Here is a 20,584-nt window from a genome sequence, read left to right on the forward strand (position 1 = left end):
ATAAAGATATTGATCGTGTACAATTTAATTGTTATCTATTTCATATTGCACTATATACCCATCATGAAAGGAGAAATATATATGAATATTTATGATTTTAAAGTTAAAACTATAGACGGAGAAGAAACTACTTTAGAAAAATACAAAGGTAAGGTTCTAGTGGTTGTAAACACAGCTAGCAAATGTGGATTTACACCTCAATATTCTGATTTAGAAAATATCTATAAAAAATATAAAGATATGGGTCTAGAAATTTTAGGCTTCCCATGTAATCAATTTGCTGAACAAGAACCTGGTAATAGCAATGATGTAAAAGCATTTTGTCAGTTAAACTATGGTGTTACTTTCCCATTATTTGAAAAGGTAGATGTTAAGGGACAAACAGCTCATCCCCTATTTAAATTTTTAAGTAATTCTATGCCTTTTAATGGTTTTGATTTAAGTACCCCTAGCGGAAGACTACTAGATAACATCTTGAAAGAAAAATACCCTGAGTATATTATTGGTAATAGTATTAAGTGGAACTTCACTAAATTCTTAATAGATAGAGATGGAAATATAGTAAATAGATTTGAATCTTCTGTAGATCCTATGGATATGATTCCAGAGATAGAAAAAATTTTATAGGACTGAGGTTTCTAATATGAGTTATGAACACTTAGATATTAATAATCAACTATGCTTTGCTTTATATGCTTCTTCAAAAGCTGTAATAAAAAGCTATAAGCCACTATTAGATGAGCTTGGCATTACTTACACTCAATATATTACCCTTCTAGTCCTTTGGAAAGAGGATAATATAACTGTAAAAGAGCTAGGTAAGAAACTTTATTTGGATTCTGGAACCCTTACACCTGTATTAAAAAGACTTGAATCCATGGATATAATACAAAGAATAAGAGCTTCTCAAGATGAAAGAAATGTATATGTGAAACTAACAGATAAAGGTATTTCAATGAAGGATAAAGCCTCAAAAATACCTGAAAAAATGTTCTGTAGTACTGGTCTTTCTTTAGATGAAGTATCAGACTTAAGAGAAAAACTTAAATTTTTATTAAATAATCTACAATAGAAAAAACAAGCTAGGTACAAGTATTTCAACTTAAACCTAGCTTACTTTTTTATTTCTATATCTTAATTAACAGGAATAGTTTCTCTTGGTGTGGACCTCTGCCTTTAATATTTCTTCTTTCTCTTTTAGAATTTCATTACCTAGTATTCCTTTAGATACTTCTTCAAATCCAATTCTCTCTACCATATCACCAAATCTTTCTCCAGTTTTTCCGTTATCTCTATAATATAAAATTGCTTTTTCTATTATATCCATAGCCTCATCATATAAATAAACCCCTTTCAATGGTTCACCACGTCTTGGAGTTTTACCCCATTTCCCACCTATAAATAGTTTTACACCATCTTTTTTGCATACCATTGAACCAAAATGACATTTATCTATACAAAGTCCACAGTTTGTACACTTCTCCCTATCTATTTGAAGCTTTCCATTAATAACTTTTGCTGCTCCTTTTTTACAAGCCTCTTCTACTGAACACTTTTTACATCCTAAACATAAATCCTCATTACAGTCTGGTACTCTTTGACCCATTATGCCAAAATCATTTAAGTCTGGCTTTATACAGTTATTTGGACATCCACCTATACCTATTTTAAACTTATGTGGCAAAAGTACATTGTAATATCCTTTATAAAATCTTTCATGTATTTTCCTTGCTAATTCTTGTGTATCTAAAAGCCCAAATATACATACGGTTCCTTTGCACGCTACTACAGGTCTAACTCTCGGACCCGTCCCTCCCCCTTCTAGTCCTGCTTCACTAAGCTCTTCTTTTACCTTTTGAATATCTTCAAATCTTATCCATGGAATTTCTACTGTAAGTCTTGTAGTATAACTCATATATCCTCTTCCATATTTTTCTGATATTTCAGAAAGGACTCTTGTTTCCTTTGAATTTAAGCATCCGTCCTCAGTTATAACTCTACATGCAAAGTGTATTCCATCTCTTTGTGGAAGAAATCCTTGACCCTTTAATTTTGATTTTTCTTCTGCTGATGCTATTATTGCCATTTTCTTCACTACCCTTCTTTATTTCATTGTATTGACATTCTAATTGTTAATCTTTCTGCACTTGTCATATCCTTGTACTATTTTCATGTTTATTATATCTCTGCAATTTTACAAAGTGAACTTAAGATTAGTTATAGTAAGATAAAGATTCTTTATACTTAGGATAACTTAAATATAAAATAGAGACTAAATTAGAAGATGTTTTATTCTAATTCAGTCTCATCACATTGCTTTTTACAAAAATCAATAAAGTTCTTTATAAAATCCATATTTGAGTTTTTTAAATATATAAAATTAAATTCTCTTTTCATTTTCATATTTTTGATTGATAATGCTTTAAATTTTTTACACATCAATGGTGAATTTAATGCTTCCTTTGATACCACTGTTGCTCCAAGTCCAGATTCTACTAAAGACATAATTGCTGTTATATCTCCAATTTCCATATAAGGATTAATATTCTTAGGTTCAAATCCTTGCTGCACCATATAATCTTCAAATATCTGCCTTGTCCCAGATCCTTTTTCTCTTAGTATAAGTTTTTCTGAAAGAATTTCATCCATTGTTATTTTCTTTTTCTTAGCCATTTCATGACTTTTGGAAATAGCAAATACTAGTTCATCATCTTTAAATTTTTCATAAATCACCTTACTTTTATCAAAGGGGCCCTCTATAACACCCAATATAATCTCACCACTAAAGAGTTTTTGGATTATACTCCCTGTATTTTCCACATGAAGTATTACATCTATGTTTTTGTTGCTCACCTTATAATTTCCTATGATAGATGGAAGTACATATCCCCCTATAGTAAGAGTTGCGCCTACATTATATCTCTTTATAATAGATGATTCATTTGAAAGATGGTTTTTTGCCAATTTACTTATTTTATCAATTTCTAAAGCATACTTATAAAGTATCCTTCCTGCCCCCGTAAGCTCCATGTTCTTATTTTTTTTTTCTAATAACTTCACATTGTAATATTCCTCTAAAAGTTTTATATGATGAGAAATTGCAGGTTGAGTCATATTTAATATGCTGGCAGCCCGTGTAAAGTTCTTTGTATCAGCCACAGTAATAAATGTTTCAAGCTTTATATCGATCACAGCTTATATCCATTCCTTCCTAAATTACAATAAGATACCCTAATTATACTACGTATATTTCTAAAGTTCCAATTCATCATATTAAATACTCTAATTACATTTTAGTTAATATTCCATCTACCTATATCTTCCTTAATAAAAATCGATTTTTATATTTCTATGGCAAACTTTTATTTATTATAACTAATGCTATTAATATCCATATTAATATAATAATTCCACTGGCTACATAATTTTTAGGTTTTCCTTCCTTAAAAATATTTTCTGCTTCAAGTCTGCAACTTTCTATAACTTCTTTTGGAATGAGCTTTAAGGACAGCCAAATCAGAACAGGTAATAAGATAGCATCATCCAAAAATCCCAAAATAGGTATAAAGTCCGGTATTAAATCTACTGGACTAAACGCATAGCCTATAGTTATTGCAACTACTACCTTTGCATACCATGGTGTGCTTCTTTTTTTATATACAAGATACAAGGTATCTATATGTGCTTTTAACTTTTTTGCCCAATACTTTATCTTTTCTATCATACTATTACCCTCATCCACTTATTTAAATTATCAATACATAATTCTATACTATCAAATCTACTATATAAATAGTTTATTTTATAAACTGTTTATATACAACAGTTACTTTACATAGTTGAATTTTATTTTTATACTTATCTAAACATATTTGCGTAATTCATTTTAATTTACATATACTTTATTAAATAGTTTGAAAAATTTATTATATTTACAGATTAGTTTAATTATAAATGCAAAATAAGCCCTAACTTTGTGGTAAAATATTCTTATGCCTTAGTAACATTTATTATTACCGTAGGAGGTATTAGCATGAGTTTAATAACTAGTAAAAGTTATAATGTACACTATTATGAAGTGGATGCCAAGAAAAGAGCTTTAATTTCCACTATTATGAATTATCTTATGGACATATGCTCTGTACAATCTGATAGCCGTGGTGTTGGTGTAGAGTACCTAATGACAAATAATAAAGGATGGATATTAACACATTGGAATATAAAAATAAATAGGTACCCTTTGTATGATGAGAACTTAAAAGTATCTACGAGAGCAAATTCTTTCTATAAATATTACGCATATAGAACAAATTATATTGAAGATAGTTTAGGTAACTTAATAGTGGATGGACGGTCTATATGGCTCTTAGTTGATTCAACTAAAAGACGACCTGTAAAGGTAAGCGATGATATGTATGCCGCATACAATATATCCAAGGATGAAAATGAACGCTTTATTCATTCCTCATTGAAACCTTTAGATAGTTGGGACACTGAAAAGGCCTTTGATATAAGATATAGTGATATAGACACTAATCAACATGTTAATAATGTAAAATATGTAAGTTGGATAATTGAATCTATACCATTGGATATTGCTTTAAATTATGAAATGCGTGAGATTACAGTAGTATATAAAAAAGAAACCTATTATGGTCATAGAATAAAAGTTCATACCAAAATTGAAAAATCACAAACTGGATATATATGTACTCATGATATCATAAATGAAGATGGAGAAGAATTGACCTTAGCTACTACCTATTGGGAATAAAATATAACTTTAAAATGGTATCATAGCTTCCAATATATATGGAAATCTATGATACCACTTTTTAAAAGAAATGATTATTACTTAGTAATTCTTTGTTATATTCCTCATGCTTTTCAATTAACTTCCCTAGCGATTTTCCCTTCATCATGTCTATTATCATAGGGGATAAAATTGAAAGCCCATCTCGATATCCCAGGTCAATATGTTGATTTAATGTACTTTGTCTTATATTAACTGTACCTATACCACTTACTGCTTCTAAATGCATAGAAGGATATATTTCAATAATATTGCAGTCTTCAAATCCTGTTCTATCTAATTGATGCTTATAAGATAAATGTACAACTATGATAACATCACAATTATGATTTTTAAGAGGAGCTATTGGTACATTATCTGCATTTTGATAATCATATTTAGGACTATTTATACCCCCATCTGAATATCTATACTCATTTATATTTATAGGCTTAAAAATAAATGGTACTGCACAGGACGCAAGTACAATGTCTATAAGTTTCTCATTGTCATAATCATTTAATCTAAAATACTCAGGTGTTTTCAGGTCTATATTATATGCACACGCATAGAGAGTTTTTCTTGACTCTTTAATTACTTTTAAATCAACATACTCCTCAATAAACTTACGTATGCCACTTTGAGAAAGCAAACCTATATCACTTACACTAAGCAGTTCATTAAATTTTTGTTCCTTACCTATATTCTTAGCTTTTTTTATTAACTGAGAAATCTTTAAATCTCTTGCCAGACTTTCATGATTAATAAATCTAGAATAAGTTAGACTTGACCAACTCTTGTCCATTATACTATTGTCATTCATAGATAATAAAAGTCCATTTATTGTACCAATTGACGTTCCTGATACAACGGAAACTCTTCTTATTATGTCTAACTCCCAAAGTGCCTTAAATACCCCTGCCTCATAGGCACCTTTTGCACCTCCACCGGCTAATACTAGTCCAATATTCAAATCAAATAATTTTTTTATTTCATCCATGCTTTCCCTCTTAACTTATAATTTATTCATTACTACACTATACTCTAATCATATAAAACCTAAAGTAAATTAAATAAAATATTATCCATACTAAGGCTTTATAAGTATCTATTTAAGATACCTTTATAATGTATATGTATATCTACCTTATTTTTATATATTTCCATTTTCCTGTTCTAAATCTCATGTAAACAAAAAACCATCTTACAAATTGATCCATGAATACAGCCATCCATGCTCCTGCTAATCCATATCCAAATATATTTACAAGCAAGTGAGCTAAAACAACTCTTATTAATAATACCCCAACAAAGGTAGCAACTAGTGGCCAGAAGGTGTCCCCTGCACCTCTTAAAGCTCCTGCTAATATTAGTTGTGATGATTGAAATGGTTGAACTAATGCTATTATTTTTAAAGCTATAGATGCATTTTGTATAATCCTTGGATCTTTTGAATATAAACCTACAATCTGCGGACCAAAAAAGAAGAAAATTATAGCCATAAAAGTGGATATCAAGGAACCAATCTTTCTGGTTTCCTTGGCATAACTCTCCGCCTTTGAAAGCTCTTTAGCCCCTATGCTTCTACCTACCAGGGATGAAGCTGCAATTCCAAAAGCTTGTCCTGGTTGAAAAGAAAGACTTAATATATTTAATGATATTTGATGTGATGCATACACTACAGTTCCTAGTCCTGCAACTATTCTTACAAACATAAGTACTCCAGCTCTTAAAACTAACTGCTCAAGGGATGCAGGTACACCTATCTTTACTAGATTATAAATAATATTTTTATCAATTTTAAATGATTTTTTAATATCTAATTTAATTATGCTTTTACCTTTTATAATATACCTAAATAAAAATACACTTGCTATTACATTAGATATAGCCGTAGATATTCCAGCTCCTGTAACACCAAGCTTAGGAAGTCCAAAAAGACCATATATAAGAACTGCATTCCCAATAACATTAAAAAAGTTAGCTCTTAAATTTATCTTCATAGGTGTTTTTGTTTCTCCAATACCTCTAAGTGCTGCAGATATTGACATATTAAAAGATTGAAATATAAATCCAACCATAATAATTTTAAAATAGCTTCCACCTACTTGTAACGTATCATTTGCTGCCCCCATAAATTTCATAATTGGTCCAGTAAAAATTATTCCTAATACCGATATAGGTATAGCTAACATTATCAAACTCAATAGTATTACATGCTTTAAAGTAGTTTCTATTTTATCTGTTCTTTTTGATCCAAGGTATCTAGCAATCATTGCTGTTCCACCAACATTTAAAGCTTGCACAAGAGACAATCCTATAAATAATGGCTGATTTGTCATACCTACAGCAGATACAGAAGCTGCAGCCAATGAATTATCGCCCATTCTTCCAAGCATCATCATATCTACCATTCCAAAAAGGGAACCCATAAGAAGTTCTAACAGAACAGGCCACGCAATGTTGATAACATCATTTCTTGTAGAATTTTTCGACCACATAAATATTCTAGTCTTTTTTCCATCTCCATTTTCCTTTGAAGCAAACATTATCATTCTCCTTTACAAGTTAATTTAAAGACAATACTTCTAATACTATATACACTCTTTTTATACAAATTAATGTTTTATAACTTTAAAAATTATTACTTCTTTTAAAAACCTTTTTTATAAATTTCAATATTTTTTTAAAATAATCTTCATTTTCAATGTCCTTTATAGCCTTTCGTAATTCATGTAAAGCTTCATTATATCTTTGAGATTTTAATCTAGGAAAGGCACATATTAATCTCCGCTCCACATACTTAGTTTCCATTAAGAGAGACTTATACTTTTTACGAAGGGATATTTCTACTTTATCTATAGATATATTTTCTTTAAATTCAGTTAAATTTTCCTTTAATTCCTTTAGGTTATTTAATTTGCTATCTGTTATTACACGTAGGTTTTCTAATTTTCTTACTATACCCTCTTCATATAATTTAATCCATATTTCTTCTTTAACATAATGAATTTCTTCTAACTTACGATTAAGATTTACTATGGAATTTATAGATATGAATAAATCTACTAGAACAGATATTAAAATACAAATAGATAATAAGTATACTATTGTTATTGGAATTCTAGTCATAATATTCTCTGTGAAAGGATGTATTATCTCAATTAGTACAACACATAGAAACCCAAACAAAAAAGAGTTTCTCAAACAAACTCTTCCTCTAATATTAAATTTGTAATCAGAATAATCCCACCATCTCATTTTAAATAATTTTTCCATAATAAAACTAGTTATATACTCTATAATAGTTGTATAGATCATACCAAAAATAAATACTATAACTACATTATCACTATATTGATTTAGCAATAATAAAACAAAAAGTGCTCCAAAACCATATATAGGACACAATGGCCCATTTAAAAAACCTCTTTCTACAAAATAGCCATCAAGAACAGAGCAATATATTGTTTCTACTATCCATCCTAACAAACTGTAGATTATCCAATACATAAATAAAACAGAAAGTTTATCTACCATAGCATCAACTCCCCCAACACCTAAAGTCAAATATATAACTTTATTTCCTTTAGATAGTAAATTAACAAATTATCATAATAATTATTATACTCTGAATAATATTATATCATATAAGAATACTCTTGTTAATCTATTCCATTACATCATATTCACTAGTAATTATTATAAATAATTTATATATTTATATAATTAACCAATCATTATATTATTTTCAAGTTCATTTTAAATTTATTTTTTATATTATGAAAAAAATTAGAAATTCCTTGTATTTAGTTCACATTTAAAATAAAATCTATTTATTAAGTGATAATTAAGTATTTGTATAACACTATTAAGATATTTAAAATTTACTTTTTACACTTGATAATACTTATATTGAGGAAGTGAAAACATGATAGATGAAATTTTGAAATACAATAAGGAATTTGTAGAAAATAAAAAATATGAAAGATATATTACAAGTAAATATCCAGATAAAAAAATAGCCATAGTTACATGTATGGATACTAGGCTAACGGAACTTCTTCCCGCTGCCCTTGGATTTAAAAATGGTGATGTAAAAATTATCAAAAATGCTGGTGGTTCAATATCTCATCCCTTTGGAAGTGTAGCTCGTAGCTTACTAGTAGCTATATATGATTTAGGGGTTGAAGAAATTTTTGTAATTGGTCATACGGACTGTGGAGCACAACACATGAATAGTAAAAAGATTATTGAAAAAATGAAACTTAGAAACATTACTGAAGATCAAATTAATTTGGTTAAATACTTCGGAGTTGACTTTGATTCATGGTTAAGTGGATTTGATAATGTTAATACTTCAGTAGCTGAAACAGTAGATATCATTACAAAACATCCTCTAATACCAAAAGATATTAACGTCTATGGTTTTATTATGGATTCCACCACTGGAGAGTTAGCTCCAGTATAAATAAAAATCTTTGCTAAAAGTATAATAGCTAGTCAAACTTTAAGTTTATGACTAGCTATTATACTAAATTATCTTTTATTGTTACGCTTTATTAAGGCATATAATCCACTAAAAGCTCCAAATAGTATTCCAGTAATAGGGAATATAATCCAACAAATATGCCATCCATTAAATCCTAAACCCCAAATCAAAAATATTGCTGTGGCAATAGGCCATACAACTGATGCAACATCACCTATAGCTGTATTATTTTCCTTACATTTTGATGAATATTCTTCAATTTGTAAAAGTGCATTATAGCTATTATTTATATTTCCTACTCTTACAAATATAAAAACTGCAATAGCTACCATTATTAATAATACAATTGCTCCATAATTAGATAATATGTCATTATCATATCCTCCAATTGCTGATATACCAATTAACGCAACAGGTGACAGTACACAAAGTGTAACTCCAATTATATTTAATTTAGTAAAATTGGATGAGAATTTTTCTTTTTTAATTTTTACTCTTTGCTGCACATGTAGTGGACATATGAAATCATCTTCTAAATACTTATACTTGTCAAGTTGAGTACCAGCATAGATAAATAGCCCCACAGCAATAGCTATAAGAATAAATAATGGGATAACACTGAGTCCTTCTAAAGTTTCCACATTAATTTCTGTACCAAATACTCCACCTATTATAATATTATGAGTAAACATTAGTATTGCTGGTGCTAATATACATAACATAACACCAACAGCAATAAGCTTTCCATATTTAACTTTATCCCTCATGTAATTTTCTGCTTCTTCCATGGTAATAGTCAGAATATTATCTAATTGCTTTCTATTTTCAATTCCCAACTCCTTTATTAACTCATCAATGTTCCCAAACTCAGAAATTACAATTCCGATAGCTTCATTTTCAGTTTTTCCACTTTCTTTAAGTTCCCAATATTTTTCTTCCATATTAGAAAGCAACTCATCTTTTAATTTTATAATTTCTGCTGATTTTGGTAAACTTGAAAAAATATTTTCTAAATAATTTTTAATGGTCTCCATACTTATCCATCTCCTTTATAAATTTACTCATTACTTCTTTAATAACCTTCCATTCTTCACACTTTTCTTTGTAGTAATCCAGTCCTTTTTGTGTGATTCTATAGTAAGTTCTTCTCTTTCCAAAGGTCTCATCTCCATAAAAGGATTCTATATAACCGTTGTTTTCCAGCCTTGTAAAGGCAGAATATAATGTTGTTTCCTTTATAATATATTTTTCCTCTGATAGTTTTTTTATAGTTTTAGATATCTCATATCCATAGGACTCCCTATCTAGGAGAGTGAAAAGAATTATAGTATCATTATATCCTCTAATAACATCACTACTTATCAAATGTTATCCTCCTTTCTCCACCTACTACTTACTATTTCATATATAACTATATCTTTAGTGTATATTATGCAATTACTCTGCCTATCGTACTTTATCTGTCGTAGTAATTATAATATATCACAATTACTACGACATGTGAAGTAGTTTTTCCATTTTTTTAATTTTCATCTATATATTTATATAAAAATACAGCATATAAATGTGCATAGAAGCAAATTTATATGCTGTAACTTTATTCATTAATTTTATGCCTTAGACTTTAAGTAATTCATATTATATTTAACTATAAATATACCAATGATTAAAGTAATAAATTCTGCAACTGGTATAGTGGACCATAATCCATTTATACCGAATACTTTCGGAAGAATAGATAGATTAATTAATACTAATGCAAAACTCTTTATAATAGACATGGTATTTGATATCTTAGCATGACTAATTGCTTGGAAAAATGATATATTAACCATATTAATTCCAATAAATATAAATGCTACGAAATATATTCTCATACCTCTAGCTGTAATTTCAATAAGCTTTAAGTCTGAATTATTAAAAAAGCTAATTACTTCTTTTGTAAAGATATTTCCTACTAAGAAAAATACTATTCCAAAGGCAATTGCAATGTATATGGCTGCTTTTCTAGTTTTAATTACTCTATCATAATGTTCAGCTCCAAAATTAACACTTACTATTGGCTGAATAGCTTGGCTTATTCCAGATAATATTGCAACTCCAATTAAAGCAATATTACTAATAATACTATACGCAGCTACTCCAATCTCGCCTATCATATCTATTAAAATATAATTAAATAGTATTATAACAATAGCTCCAGATACCTCAATGAATGAGCTTGATATCCCTACCTTAAATATATTTGTAATATATGGAATTTTAATTGAGTTATAGTTGAATCTAAGATGTCCAGATTTTTTAATAAATTTAGTAGCTATAATTATTAAAGTTACCATTGGTGCTATAGCCGTTGCTATGGCAGCACCTCTCATACCCATGTCAAGTACAAAAATAAATACATAGTCAAAAACCACATTAAACATGTTACCAGTAATTCCGGCAACCATAGAAAGCTTTGGAGCACCATCATTTCTTATAAATGCCTGTAAAACGCCTGATAATATAAAATTTATACCTGATAATAATATTATTTTTAGATATTCATCAGAAAGCCCTAATATTTGTTGTGAGGCTCCAAACATTATAGCTATATTTTTTGAAAAAATATAACCAAAAATAGAAATGCTTAACCCTATTATAATTGCTATAAAAATTGATGTATTAAAGACCTGATTTGCTTTTTCATTGTTCTTTTTACCCATATTAATAGAGTATAAGGTAGCACCTCCCATTCCTATTAAAAGGGATAGGGCATTATATACATTATATATAGGTATAGCTATTCCTAAAGCCGAAAGGCCCTCTTTTCCAACTCCTTGACTTATAAATATGGTATCACAAAGAATATTTACTGACGTTGCTAGCATAGCTAATATGCTAGGAAACAAAAATTTTATCAATAATTTCTTTAATCTCATTTCTGTTAATTCTACAAAGTTCATAATATCACCTACTTAAAATAATTTATTTGCTGTGTAATCAATCTAGCACTCTTATCTCTCACAAGTTTATATTCTAAACCTTATAGTAACTATAATGTCAATCATTTATTTTAAAGGAATTTGTATTTCTGTTAAATACTCTTCTTCCTTTGAAGAAAAAGCAGAATCAGTTATGGTAAGAACTATGCCATCTCCAACACTCTCTAGTCCATTTATATCCATAAAATTTATAAGCTTATTAAAGTAACTTTCTGCATAATCATAGAGGCCTCTATAAATTATCCTTGCATATCTTCCTTTATGCAAAGTTTTTATATTTTTATGGTTGAAAATCCCATGATCAAAAATTAAAGCAATATCTCTGAAGGTAGTATACTTTTTACTTAAAATATCTTCTTGTGAGATAAAAGCTCCTATTCTTCCATCAAATAAACAAAGATTATCTCCCAATCTATTACTTAATTCTTTTATACCATATTCTACACTATATATATCTGTTCTATCATTTAAAGAAATATATATTATATCTCTATCCTCTAAATCAACTATTTCACAATCTTCAAGTCTAGCTTCTTCTATACTTTCTTCCAAAAACTCAAGTTTTTTAGAGATACTTTTTTTATATCTTTCTAAAAGTTCAATTTCCTTATCTATGTCCTTCTCTTTCTTATTAAGGAGATCAATTAGTATTTTAAGATTTCTATTTGAAAAATACTTTTTTATATCCTTAAGGGGCATTCCCAGCTTTTTTAAAAATAAAATAGAATCAAGCTGAGCAAACTGTTCAATATCATAATATCTATATCCATTCTCCTCATCTTTATGTCTAGGCTTAAGTAATCCAATAGAATCATAGTACCTTAGTGTCTGAGTTGATATATTGTGAATCTTAGCCATTTCTCCTATAAGTATCTTTTTATCCATTTCATCCTCCATAAAACTATATTATTGGATATAAAACTTTTTCTATAAAAATATATAAATAGTTATATAGAGAACTATTTATATATTTAACTAGTTAACTAGTTGTTGTGGTCGTGCAGATTTGAGGAATTTATATATCTTCATCCCATTGTACCTAACTTTTTACAGTGTACATTACTTCTATAGCACAAATTTGTAACCTGTTCTTTATTATTATATTTTAAAGGAAAAATCTCTTATACATTTTTTAATTGCTTCTTCTGATGATAAAAAATGTATATCATATTTCTTAATTTTTTCATTAGCTATTCTTATATCTCTATGTCTATCACTATTTTTAACCAAAAGTTCCTCAATTCTATTAGTTAAATTCAATTCATTAAATACAATTTTAGCAATGTCATAAGCACCTAAATCATTTTCACTACCGGCATTATATATTCCTTCAGGTAATTTGAGTATCTTATCAAAAGCTTCTATTAAATCATAGACATAAGTTATCCCCCTATAGTCATACTCTGGAAATTCTACTTTTTTATTTTCCATAGCACCTTTTATAATATTCCAAATTAGATTAGATTTTATTTTCTTATTTTTTTCTGGCAAACTAAAAAGCCATGTGATTCTTAAAATAACTGCATCATCTAGTAACCCTAATATTTTTTTCTCAGCTTCTATTTTATGAGCAGCATATACTGTTTTAGGAATTAAAATACTATCCTCATTGTGTGGACCTAAGGAGTTATTATTGCTATATACCTGATCTGAGCTAAAATATATCAATTTACTATTAGAATTTTTACATCCCTTTGCTACATTTATGGTTCCTCTCACATTTATATCATAGGATAACTCTGGATTTCTTTCACAAGTTCCAGTATCTGATATCGCAGCAGAGTGTATTACATAATCTGGTTTGTTATTTTCTATAGTTTTAATAGTTTTCTCTTCATTAGTTATATCTAGTTCCGTTCTTCCAAATTCTATAATATTATACTTATCCCTATAGTATTCTATAAACCTTGAAGCAAAAAATCCCTCTGATCCTGTAATTAATATTTTATCCATTTTTATCCCCCATTTAATCCAAATAACATTCATATGTTGATAATTGCAATTTAATATTTCCACGATTTTACACTTATTTAATATCCTAAACAATTTTTAAATTAATATAAATATTATATCATTTCATTGAAATTGTATCCAAGTTTATTCCATTTCTTCATGTTTTACTTATAACACCTCTATAATTGCTTTAAAATACATTAATAGTTCCTGAATTTTTTCTTTTAATGTATATAATCTGTTTATTAATTCTTAATATATTGTATAATATTACATATATTATGTTTATCGAAGGAGTGATATTATGAATGAAATTTCATATAGTAAGAGCCAAAATAATTTTATAAATAAGACCTTATTATATATGGCCATCGGACTAATAATTACCTTTGCTGTAGGTTATTTTATTTCCACTAATGTTTCTATGATGATGTTAATCTATAGTAACTCAGCTTTCGTAATAGGTATTATTGTTGTGGAATTAGCTTTAGTAGTTTTACTTAGCAGAAAGATTAATAAACTTTCTGTTCAAGCTGCTTTTGCCATGTTTATAACCTATTCTATAGTAAACGGATTTACTTTTGGGGCAATATTTACTATCTACAGTCTCGAGTCCATCATAAGTATTTTTGTAGTAACTTCTGCCATGTTTTTTTGTTGTAGCATGATAGGTATGACCTCCAAAAAGGACTTATCAATGGTAGGTAGAATTGCTATAATGGGGGTTGTTGGAATATTAGTTACTAGCTTATTCAATCTCTTTGTAGGTTCTGATGAGTTATCTATGTTTGTTAATTATATTGGTATTGCAGTTTTCTGTGCATTAACAGCTTATGATATGCAAAAGGTTAAATTAATACATGAACAAAATTACGGTTATGATGCCACTACCACAAATAAGTTTGCTATAATTGCTGCTTTAGAATTATATTTAGATTTTATTAACTTATTTATATACTTAATACGTATTTTAGGTAAAAAGAAATAAATTTTAAGAGTCCAACTTACATTCTAAATGTAGGTTGGACTCTTTAATATTTCTTCTGCCATTGCTTTATCTTCTATCATCATGTGCTGAAAAATCCAGTCTTGTAGAGAATCCTTAATTTTCTTTAATTCTTCACAAGGCTTTTTCTTTAATACTGATAGCTCAATATTCATAATCACTTTTTTTAATTCCTTATGGGATTTTATATGTTCTTCATAATTAGAGTAATTAGCTTTTTTCATTATTTTTTCTTCTTCATAAAAGCTATAAGAAATATATTCTCTAAGCTCACATATTATATCAAGAAGAATTTTAGTATCTACAGTAGCACATTTTGTTATCAATAATTGTTCTATATTACGAGCAATTCTAAAAAGTTCTTTATGCTGTTCATCAATTCTCCCAATATTGGTATTTAAATCATCTTGCCAGTCAAATTTAAAGTCAAACATTTTATATACCTTCTTTTTCTTTTATAGATATATATTATTTTATTATAAAAGAAACACTTTAACAACGCAAATAATTTCTTATATAGGGAAAACATGTAATTATAATTCATAAAATTTAAAATAAATATAATATAACACTGATAACTATATATAAATAAGCAGTGATGTAAATTATTCCATGGTTATAGTGAGAGCTAGGCTAATTACTAAATTTAACCTAGCTCTCTACGTATATTGAAATTTAAAACTACAACAATAACTAGTCCTTTTGGAGGAACTCAACTATCTGTTGAGTTTACTCAAACACATTTCCACCAAGTCTCCAAAGACTGATACCATAGCCCTTTTCCTTTATAACTTGCATCCATGAGTTTAATGTATTTTTATCTGCATACCACACTTCATGTTCAATCCCATCCTCATCAGTGTACTTGAACACTATGCATTGGCTTTTATTGTCTCTTTCCTCTTTTGCACTATATTCTTTTACTAAATCTTTAGCTTCTACTTCAGATAAGGAAGTTACCTTTCCATCTGAAGCCCAATTAAATCCACCTGTAGCAATGGCAAAATTTTTACTTCCTGGTACTCTTTCCATCTTATCCATCAATTCTTTTATGAACTGAGGATTTGCTTTTTCTCCTGGTTCACTAAACCCTCCATGTAGGTTGTAACACATCATAACATAGGTCGGACCCTCTATAAACTCTAGAGCATCAAAAGGGATATTAGGTTCTAATATGACTCTCAATTTTAACCCAACTCCATTACATTCACCATATAGCTCCTTAATAAACAATAAGTAATTATTCCATAATTCCATATCATCCTTAATTTGTTCATAGTCAATTTCTATTCCATTAAAACCATACTGAGATGCTAAACTTATTATATCCTTAACATGTTTACTTCTTAAGATAGAATCTGTGAGCAATGTCTTTAAAAGATCCTTATCCTTTAGTGATGAAGTTCCATCACTATTTATTTTATCATTAACAATAGTAAGATATTTAGTATAGTCCTCATCCTTTGTTCTATTATAGTAATCTACTAATTGCTGTGGCATTATCAGTTTATTGTTGGAATCAAAATAAGCTGCAAAATATGAAACTTCCTTTAATTGCTTATCTAAAGACTTAATCTCTCCTTGAACATCTAAATCCCAATAAGTGACCCATGCTGATAAGTTATCTATATTTTCATCAAATATCTTTTTATCCTCAATTGCAGCCGTTTCTCCAACCTGTACTTTACTGCTATTTTCCAGGGGATTTTTTTCTTTTGAACAACCATATAGAAATATACTTATTATTAAAGTCAAAGTAATAATAATCCAAGTATTCTTTGCTCTTTTACTCATTTAACACCTCTATAATCTATAAATATTTAATAAACCAGTCTATAATTTTATCAGTAAAATTTCTAAGGGAATAAAATATACTATCAACTCCCTTTAGTGAGCTGTCATACAATTCATTATCATTAACATCAGTTATCCTAAACTTTTTAAATACACCATCATATACATCATCTGCAATATTCCTTTGACTATATCCATATTCTCCCCATGCAGACTCTAAATAAACACTTCCCTGATTCTCATTAGTTACATCCAAATCTTTAGCTATATTAGTACCATCAATGTCTATACTAATTTTATCATTAACTAATGTTATATCAACCTTTCTGCTCCCCCCATCTCTTATATCAAATTTTTCTTCTTTATTTTTACTTAAGTCTAGTGAGAATATGACATTAGAACTACCTTTTGAATTTTCAATAATACTTATTACATTATTCATAAGTCTAACACATAAACTATCACTTTGATCATCATTAGCTCGCAAATAAATACCTTGAGAACCTATTATATTCCCATTTAATATTGTTGACACATTAACATCCTTATAAGTATCACTATTTAAAAGTTTAAGGATACCTTTTCCTTCTGATAAAGATGTTAATATAATAGTATCATCCTTAAACTCCGCTTTTCCTGATACCTCTTTAAATTTACTTGCCTTTTCTTTATCTCCAACTACAAATTCAATATCCTGCTTCGTATCATCCAAAATTCTCATTAGCAAATGATTGGTTGACCAATAGGACTGTGGTTGAATTCTAGTTAAATCATAGATTGAACTATCTATTGTATTTAGCGAGAAACCTTCCCTATTAAAATTCATATTAAATAACTCTTTAATCCATTTACCATTTATTTCGCTTACCTTGTCATTAGTACCAAACTGACCTGTATTAGAATGCATTAAGGCATATAATTTAGGCACTTGACTAATTTCCTTAGTATACACTTTAGATAAAGCCTTATAGTCACTATCAATACGCTGTTTCATTTCTTCATAGGACTCTTTGGGAATATTATATTCATCTCTAATATAATCCATTAAATAGTGATTATAATCTCTCTCCATACTTGAAGCTGATTCTGCAAACTCAACTGAATTTAAATTACCTAAGTAGTTTGAATCTTTATCAAATGCATTTATGTATTTAAGTCTATACCCATTTGTACCTAATTCCCAGTAAGAGCTATCTACTAACTCTAATAGCTCATTAGAACTTAAAAATTTCGAGTCTTCCTTTTCAAATTTATCAGCATAAGTTAGCATAGTTGCCTTTAAATTGTATTCTTCTATAATTTTCTGAGAAAATATTGCTGTATCTCTTCTTCCATCTTCAAATAGTAAAAATAGTGATTTAGTTGGTAATGCCTTACCTTTTAAATAATAATCCACTACATCCTTTTGAGTAATTGTTACATATCCGTTATTTTTTAATGCTTTAAGCTGTTCATCCAATCTTTTGGTACTTATTAAGGTATCATTTCCTGTTCTATCTACACCAAAATATGATACTGCAATGAAGCCACTATCTTGATTATTACTTACCTTATATGAATTGTAAGGCTCATATACAGAGAATGAAAATAAAGCTTTTATAATAGCTATTAACAATATAATTAAAATAACTCCTTGTAATATACCTCTTGCTATCTTAATCCTATCTTTCTTTTTAGGAGAAAAAGTATTACTTTTCATTGTTTTTCCCTCCGTTTTTCTTAAACTTACTGGAAGTAGTTCTCTGTTCCTTCTTCTTTTGAGCCTTTATATCACTGGGAGTCATTCGCGTGCCCCATGTGGACTTCCAAAAGGTTACCCATGCAATAGGCATCTGCCACAATAATACTGCCTCATAATAAATACAAAATACCATACCAAAAACCCATGTAGTACTTTTTCTAAGAAACATTTGAGCAAAACTCATCATTAAAGCCATCATCAATATTCCTACTAAGAAGGTTGTTGGAAATATCTTATGGATAATTGGAACATAAATTAAGTTATATGTAACAACTATTGGAGCAACAATAGGAACTACTACACCCATATAAAAGAATACTGCCATAAAAGGCTCCTTTTTCCACATAAATTTACCTGCAATTATTGATTCTCTTAGCCATGAACGCTTCCACCTCATTTGTTGCTTAAGAAATATTTTATATTTATTAGGTACAATGGTAGAACAGATAGCTGTATCTTGATAACTTGTTCGATGACCTTTTAACACAAAATTAGTCATAGCACGATCATCTCCAAAGGTTGCCTTCTGACCTAAAAACCTTTGATTTAACCATGCATCCATATTGTCTAGAATTATTTGTTTTTTATAGCAAGCTAATGGTCCTGATAAACAGGTAACAGCATCAAAATAAGCCTCTGCTGCCTTCATAATTCTAAAGGCTATGTAATAACGCACTGATTGCATCTTTGTTAATACATTAGTGTATGTATTAGCTACATCAGTCCTTCCTGATACGCCTCCCATTTTAGGATCTTTAAAAGGTTGAACTAAATTTCTTATAGCAAAGGGATCTAAAAAGCTATCTGAATCAACAAATACAACTAAGTCATGTTTAGCTTCCTTAACTCCTCTGCATAAAGCATCCCTTTTACCTAGATTATTTTCTTGCACAAAATATTTTAACCTGTGTTTTGTTTCAAATCTCTCTGCTTCACTACTTAACCTCTCAATAGTTTCTTTAATTTTTTCTACAGAATTATCATTAGAACAATCATCTACTACTATAACTTCCAGCTTGTCTATAGGATAATCTTGATTTATGCAACTTAGAATTGTTCTTTCGATCCACACTTCTTCATTAAAGCAAGGAATAATAATAGTTACTCCAGGTGTATAATCCACATCTATTAGCATAGGTTTATATAACATTCCAAATAAATATCTGCTAAGCAAAAATACTGCTGCAATAATACTATAAAGGTATATCCATTTATTAAATTTAAAATATATAATACTTTCTGCACGCATTAATATAATAAATAATGTAATAAATAATAAAAGAAAACTAGAAGTAACAAGTACATATCTATCTTTTTTTCTACTTGAATACTCTGACAAAGTTTCTGTAAACTCTATTCCACAGATAATTTTTCCTTCAGATGTTATAGAATCTCTAACTTTTTCACCTTTAATTTTCACTTTCATTTCATAGCCCTCAGGCATAGAACCAGGTAATATTTTAAATTTTAACTTTATCTCCTCAGCATTGTTTATTATATTTAATTGTGTTTCATCTTTTAATTCTAACAAAAGCCCCGTGGTAGAAATGTCTATAGATTTTACTAATAACTTTTTATTTCCTTTGCTGCTTTTACAAACAACTTCCACATCCGTTTTCATTACATATCTTATACCAGCATTCTTACTCGTTATAAAACCACTAGGGTCTTCTTTATGGTTATCCAAAAGTTGATATCCCCTACGGTCAATATTATCTCTAATTTCTTCCTTATCAGGAACATTTGATAATAACCGTCTATCTTTACGGGGATTTAAAAGGACATCACGGGTTTCATCTTTTTTTATTTTTTTCATATAGTA

Annotated in this window: 20 protein-coding genes; 5 read left to right on the forward strand and 15 right to left on the reverse strand. The window is 28.7% G+C overall.

What is annotated here, in order from left to right; all coding sequences use genetic code 11:
- Nucleotides 1-81: 81 nt before the first annotated feature.
- Both B2P65_RS09210 and B2P65_RS09215 read left to right on the forward strand, forming a co-directional pair.
- Nucleotides 82-627 (forward strand): glutathione peroxidase, encoded by a 546-nt coding sequence (locus B2P65_RS09210; protein ID WP_346880035.1) that lies wholly within the window; start codon nt 82-84, stop codon nt 625-627.
- Nucleotides 628-643: 16 nt separating this feature from the next.
- Nucleotides 644-1,072: a MarR family transcriptional regulator gene (locus tag B2P65_RS09215; RefSeq protein ID WP_346880036.1), complete on the forward strand. Its 429-nt coding sequence runs from the start codon at nt 644-646 to the stop codon at nt 1,070-1,072.
- Nucleotides 1,073-1,138: 66 nt separating this feature from the next.
- Here B2P65_RS09215 and B2P65_RS09220 read toward each other — a convergent pair whose 3' ends face one another.
- The 3 genes from B2P65_RS09220 to B2P65_RS09230 all read right to left on the reverse strand — a co-directional run bounded on the left by B2P65_RS09220 (nt 1,139) and on the right by B2P65_RS09230 (nt 3,724).
- The gene (locus B2P65_RS09220; RefSeq protein ID WP_346846480.1) at nt 1,139-2,086 is read right to left on the reverse strand and encodes a 4Fe-4S binding protein; all 948 of its coding nucleotides are present in this window, start codon (nt 2,084-2,086) and stop codon (nt 1,139-1,141) included.
- A 203-nt stretch (nt 2,087-2,289) separates the two neighbouring features.
- On the reverse strand, nt 2,290-3,192 hold the full coding sequence (locus tag B2P65_RS09225) for a LysR family transcriptional regulator (protein ID WP_346880037.1): 903 nt from the start codon (nt 3,190-3,192) through the stop codon (nt 2,290-2,292).
- 157 nt (nt 3,193-3,349) lie between these two features.
- A complete protein-coding gene (locus B2P65_RS09230) occupies nt 3,350-3,724 on the reverse strand; it encodes a YkvA family protein (RefSeq protein ID WP_346846478.1) in 375 nt (124 codons plus the stop codon).
- Between the two features lie 309 nt (nt 3,725-4,033).
- Between B2P65_RS09230 and B2P65_RS09235 the strand changes: the two genes are divergently transcribed.
- Entirely contained in the window at nt 4,034-4,774 is a 741-nt protein-coding gene (locus B2P65_RS09235) for an acyl-[acyl-carrier-protein] thioesterase (protein ID WP_346880038.1), read from the forward strand.
- Between the two features lie 61 nt (nt 4,775-4,835).
- On the opposite strand, the gene B2P65_RS09240 is transcribed toward B2P65_RS09235, so the two are convergent.
- The 3 genes from B2P65_RS09240 to B2P65_RS09250 all read right to left on the reverse strand — a co-directional run bounded on the left by B2P65_RS09240 (nt 4,836) and on the right by B2P65_RS09250 (nt 8,332).
- Nucleotides 4,836-5,792, reverse strand: coding sequence for a patatin-like phospholipase family protein (locus B2P65_RS09240; RefSeq protein ID WP_346876995.1), 957 nt, complete (start codon nt 5,790-5,792; stop codon nt 4,836-4,838).
- A gap of 142 nt (nt 5,793-5,934) precedes the next feature.
- Complete coding sequence (locus B2P65_RS09245; protein WP_346876996.1) at nt 5,935-7,341, reverse strand: MATE family efflux transporter; 1,407 nt, start codon at nt 7,339-7,341, stop codon at nt 5,935-5,937.
- A gap of 85 nt (nt 7,342-7,426) precedes the next feature.
- Entirely contained in the window at nt 7,427-8,332 is a 906-nt protein-coding gene (locus tag B2P65_RS09250) for a putative ABC transporter permease (protein ID WP_346846474.1), read from the reverse strand.
- Nucleotides 8,333-8,723: 391 nt separating this feature from the next.
- On the opposite strand from B2P65_RS09250, the gene B2P65_RS09255 reads away from it, so the two are divergent.
- Nucleotides 8,724-9,263 carry a carbonic anhydrase gene (locus B2P65_RS09255; RefSeq protein ID WP_150844529.1) on the forward strand — a complete coding sequence of 180 codons (540 nt, stop codon included), beginning with the start codon at nt 8,724-8,726 and terminating at the stop codon, nt 9,261-9,263.
- Between the two features lie 68 nt (nt 9,264-9,331).
- On the opposite strand, the gene B2P65_RS09260 is transcribed toward B2P65_RS09255, so the two are convergent.
- From B2P65_RS09260 to B2P65_RS09280, 5 genes are all read right to left on the reverse strand, one after another.
- Nucleotides 9,332-10,318 carry a permease prefix domain 1-containing protein gene (locus B2P65_RS09260; RefSeq protein WP_346846473.1) on the reverse strand — a complete coding sequence of 329 codons (987 nt, stop codon included), beginning with the start codon at nt 10,316-10,318 and terminating at the stop codon, nt 9,332-9,334.
- A complete protein-coding gene (locus B2P65_RS09265; RefSeq protein WP_150844531.1) occupies nt 10,305-10,649 on the reverse strand; it encodes a YjcQ family protein in 345 nt (114 codons plus the stop codon). Before B2P65_RS09265 ends, B2P65_RS09260 begins: the two co-directional genes overlap by 14 nt.
- Nucleotides 10,650-10,894: 245 nt before the next feature.
- Nucleotides 10,895-12,229 carry an MATE family efflux transporter gene (locus B2P65_RS09270; RefSeq protein ID WP_346846472.1) on the reverse strand — a complete coding sequence of 445 codons (1,335 nt, stop codon included), beginning with the start codon at nt 12,227-12,229 and terminating at the stop codon, nt 10,895-10,897.
- 105 nt (nt 12,230-12,334) lie between these two features.
- On the reverse strand, nt 12,335-13,153 hold the full coding sequence (locus tag B2P65_RS09275; protein ID WP_346879221.1) for a MerR family transcriptional regulator: 819 nt from the start codon (nt 13,151-13,153) through the stop codon (nt 12,335-12,337).
- Nucleotides 13,154-13,366: 213 nt separating this feature from the next.
- Entirely contained in the window at nt 13,367-14,221 is an 855-nt protein-coding gene (locus B2P65_RS09280; protein WP_346846470.1) for an SDR family oxidoreductase, read from the reverse strand.
- A 304-nt stretch (nt 14,222-14,525) separates the two neighbouring features.
- Between B2P65_RS09280 and B2P65_RS09285 the strand changes: the two genes are divergently transcribed.
- Nucleotides 14,526-15,209: a Bax inhibitor-1/YccA family protein gene (locus tag B2P65_RS09285; RefSeq protein WP_346846469.1), complete on the forward strand. Its 684-nt coding sequence runs from the start codon at nt 14,526-14,528 to the stop codon at nt 15,207-15,209.
- A gap of 23 nt (nt 15,210-15,232) precedes the next feature.
- Here the strand turns inward: B2P65_RS09285 and B2P65_RS09290 are convergent, their stop codons facing one another.
- From B2P65_RS09290 to B2P65_RS09305, 4 genes are all read right to left on the reverse strand, one after another.
- Nucleotides 15,233-15,661 (reverse strand): hemerythrin family protein, encoded by a 429-nt coding sequence (locus B2P65_RS09290; RefSeq protein ID WP_346846468.1) that lies wholly within the window; start codon nt 15,659-15,661, stop codon nt 15,233-15,235.
- Nucleotides 15,662-15,956: 295 nt separating this feature from the next.
- Nucleotides 15,957-17,021 (reverse strand): glycosyl hydrolase family 18 protein, encoded by a 1,065-nt coding sequence (locus B2P65_RS09295; RefSeq protein ID WP_346879222.1) that lies wholly within the window; start codon nt 17,019-17,021, stop codon nt 15,957-15,959.
- Between the two features lie 16 nt (nt 17,022-17,037).
- On the reverse strand, nt 17,038-18,720 hold the full coding sequence (locus B2P65_RS09300) for a glycoside hydrolase (RefSeq protein ID WP_346846463.1): 1,683 nt from the start codon (nt 18,718-18,720) through the stop codon (nt 17,038-17,040).
- On the reverse strand, nt 18,710-20,578 hold the full coding sequence (locus tag B2P65_RS09305) for a glycosyltransferase (protein ID WP_346846462.1): 1,869 nt from the start codon (nt 20,576-20,578) through the stop codon (nt 18,710-18,712). The genes B2P65_RS09300 and B2P65_RS09305 overlap by 11 nt, the downstream gene beginning before the upstream one ends.
- Nucleotides 20,579-20,584 lie beyond the last annotated feature (6 nt).

This window comes from Clostridium sp. UBA3061 (assembly GCF_002367465.1).
Taxonomy (GTDB): domain Bacteria; phylum Bacillota; class Clostridia; order Clostridiales; family Clostridiaceae; genus Clostridium_J; species Clostridium_J sulfidigenes.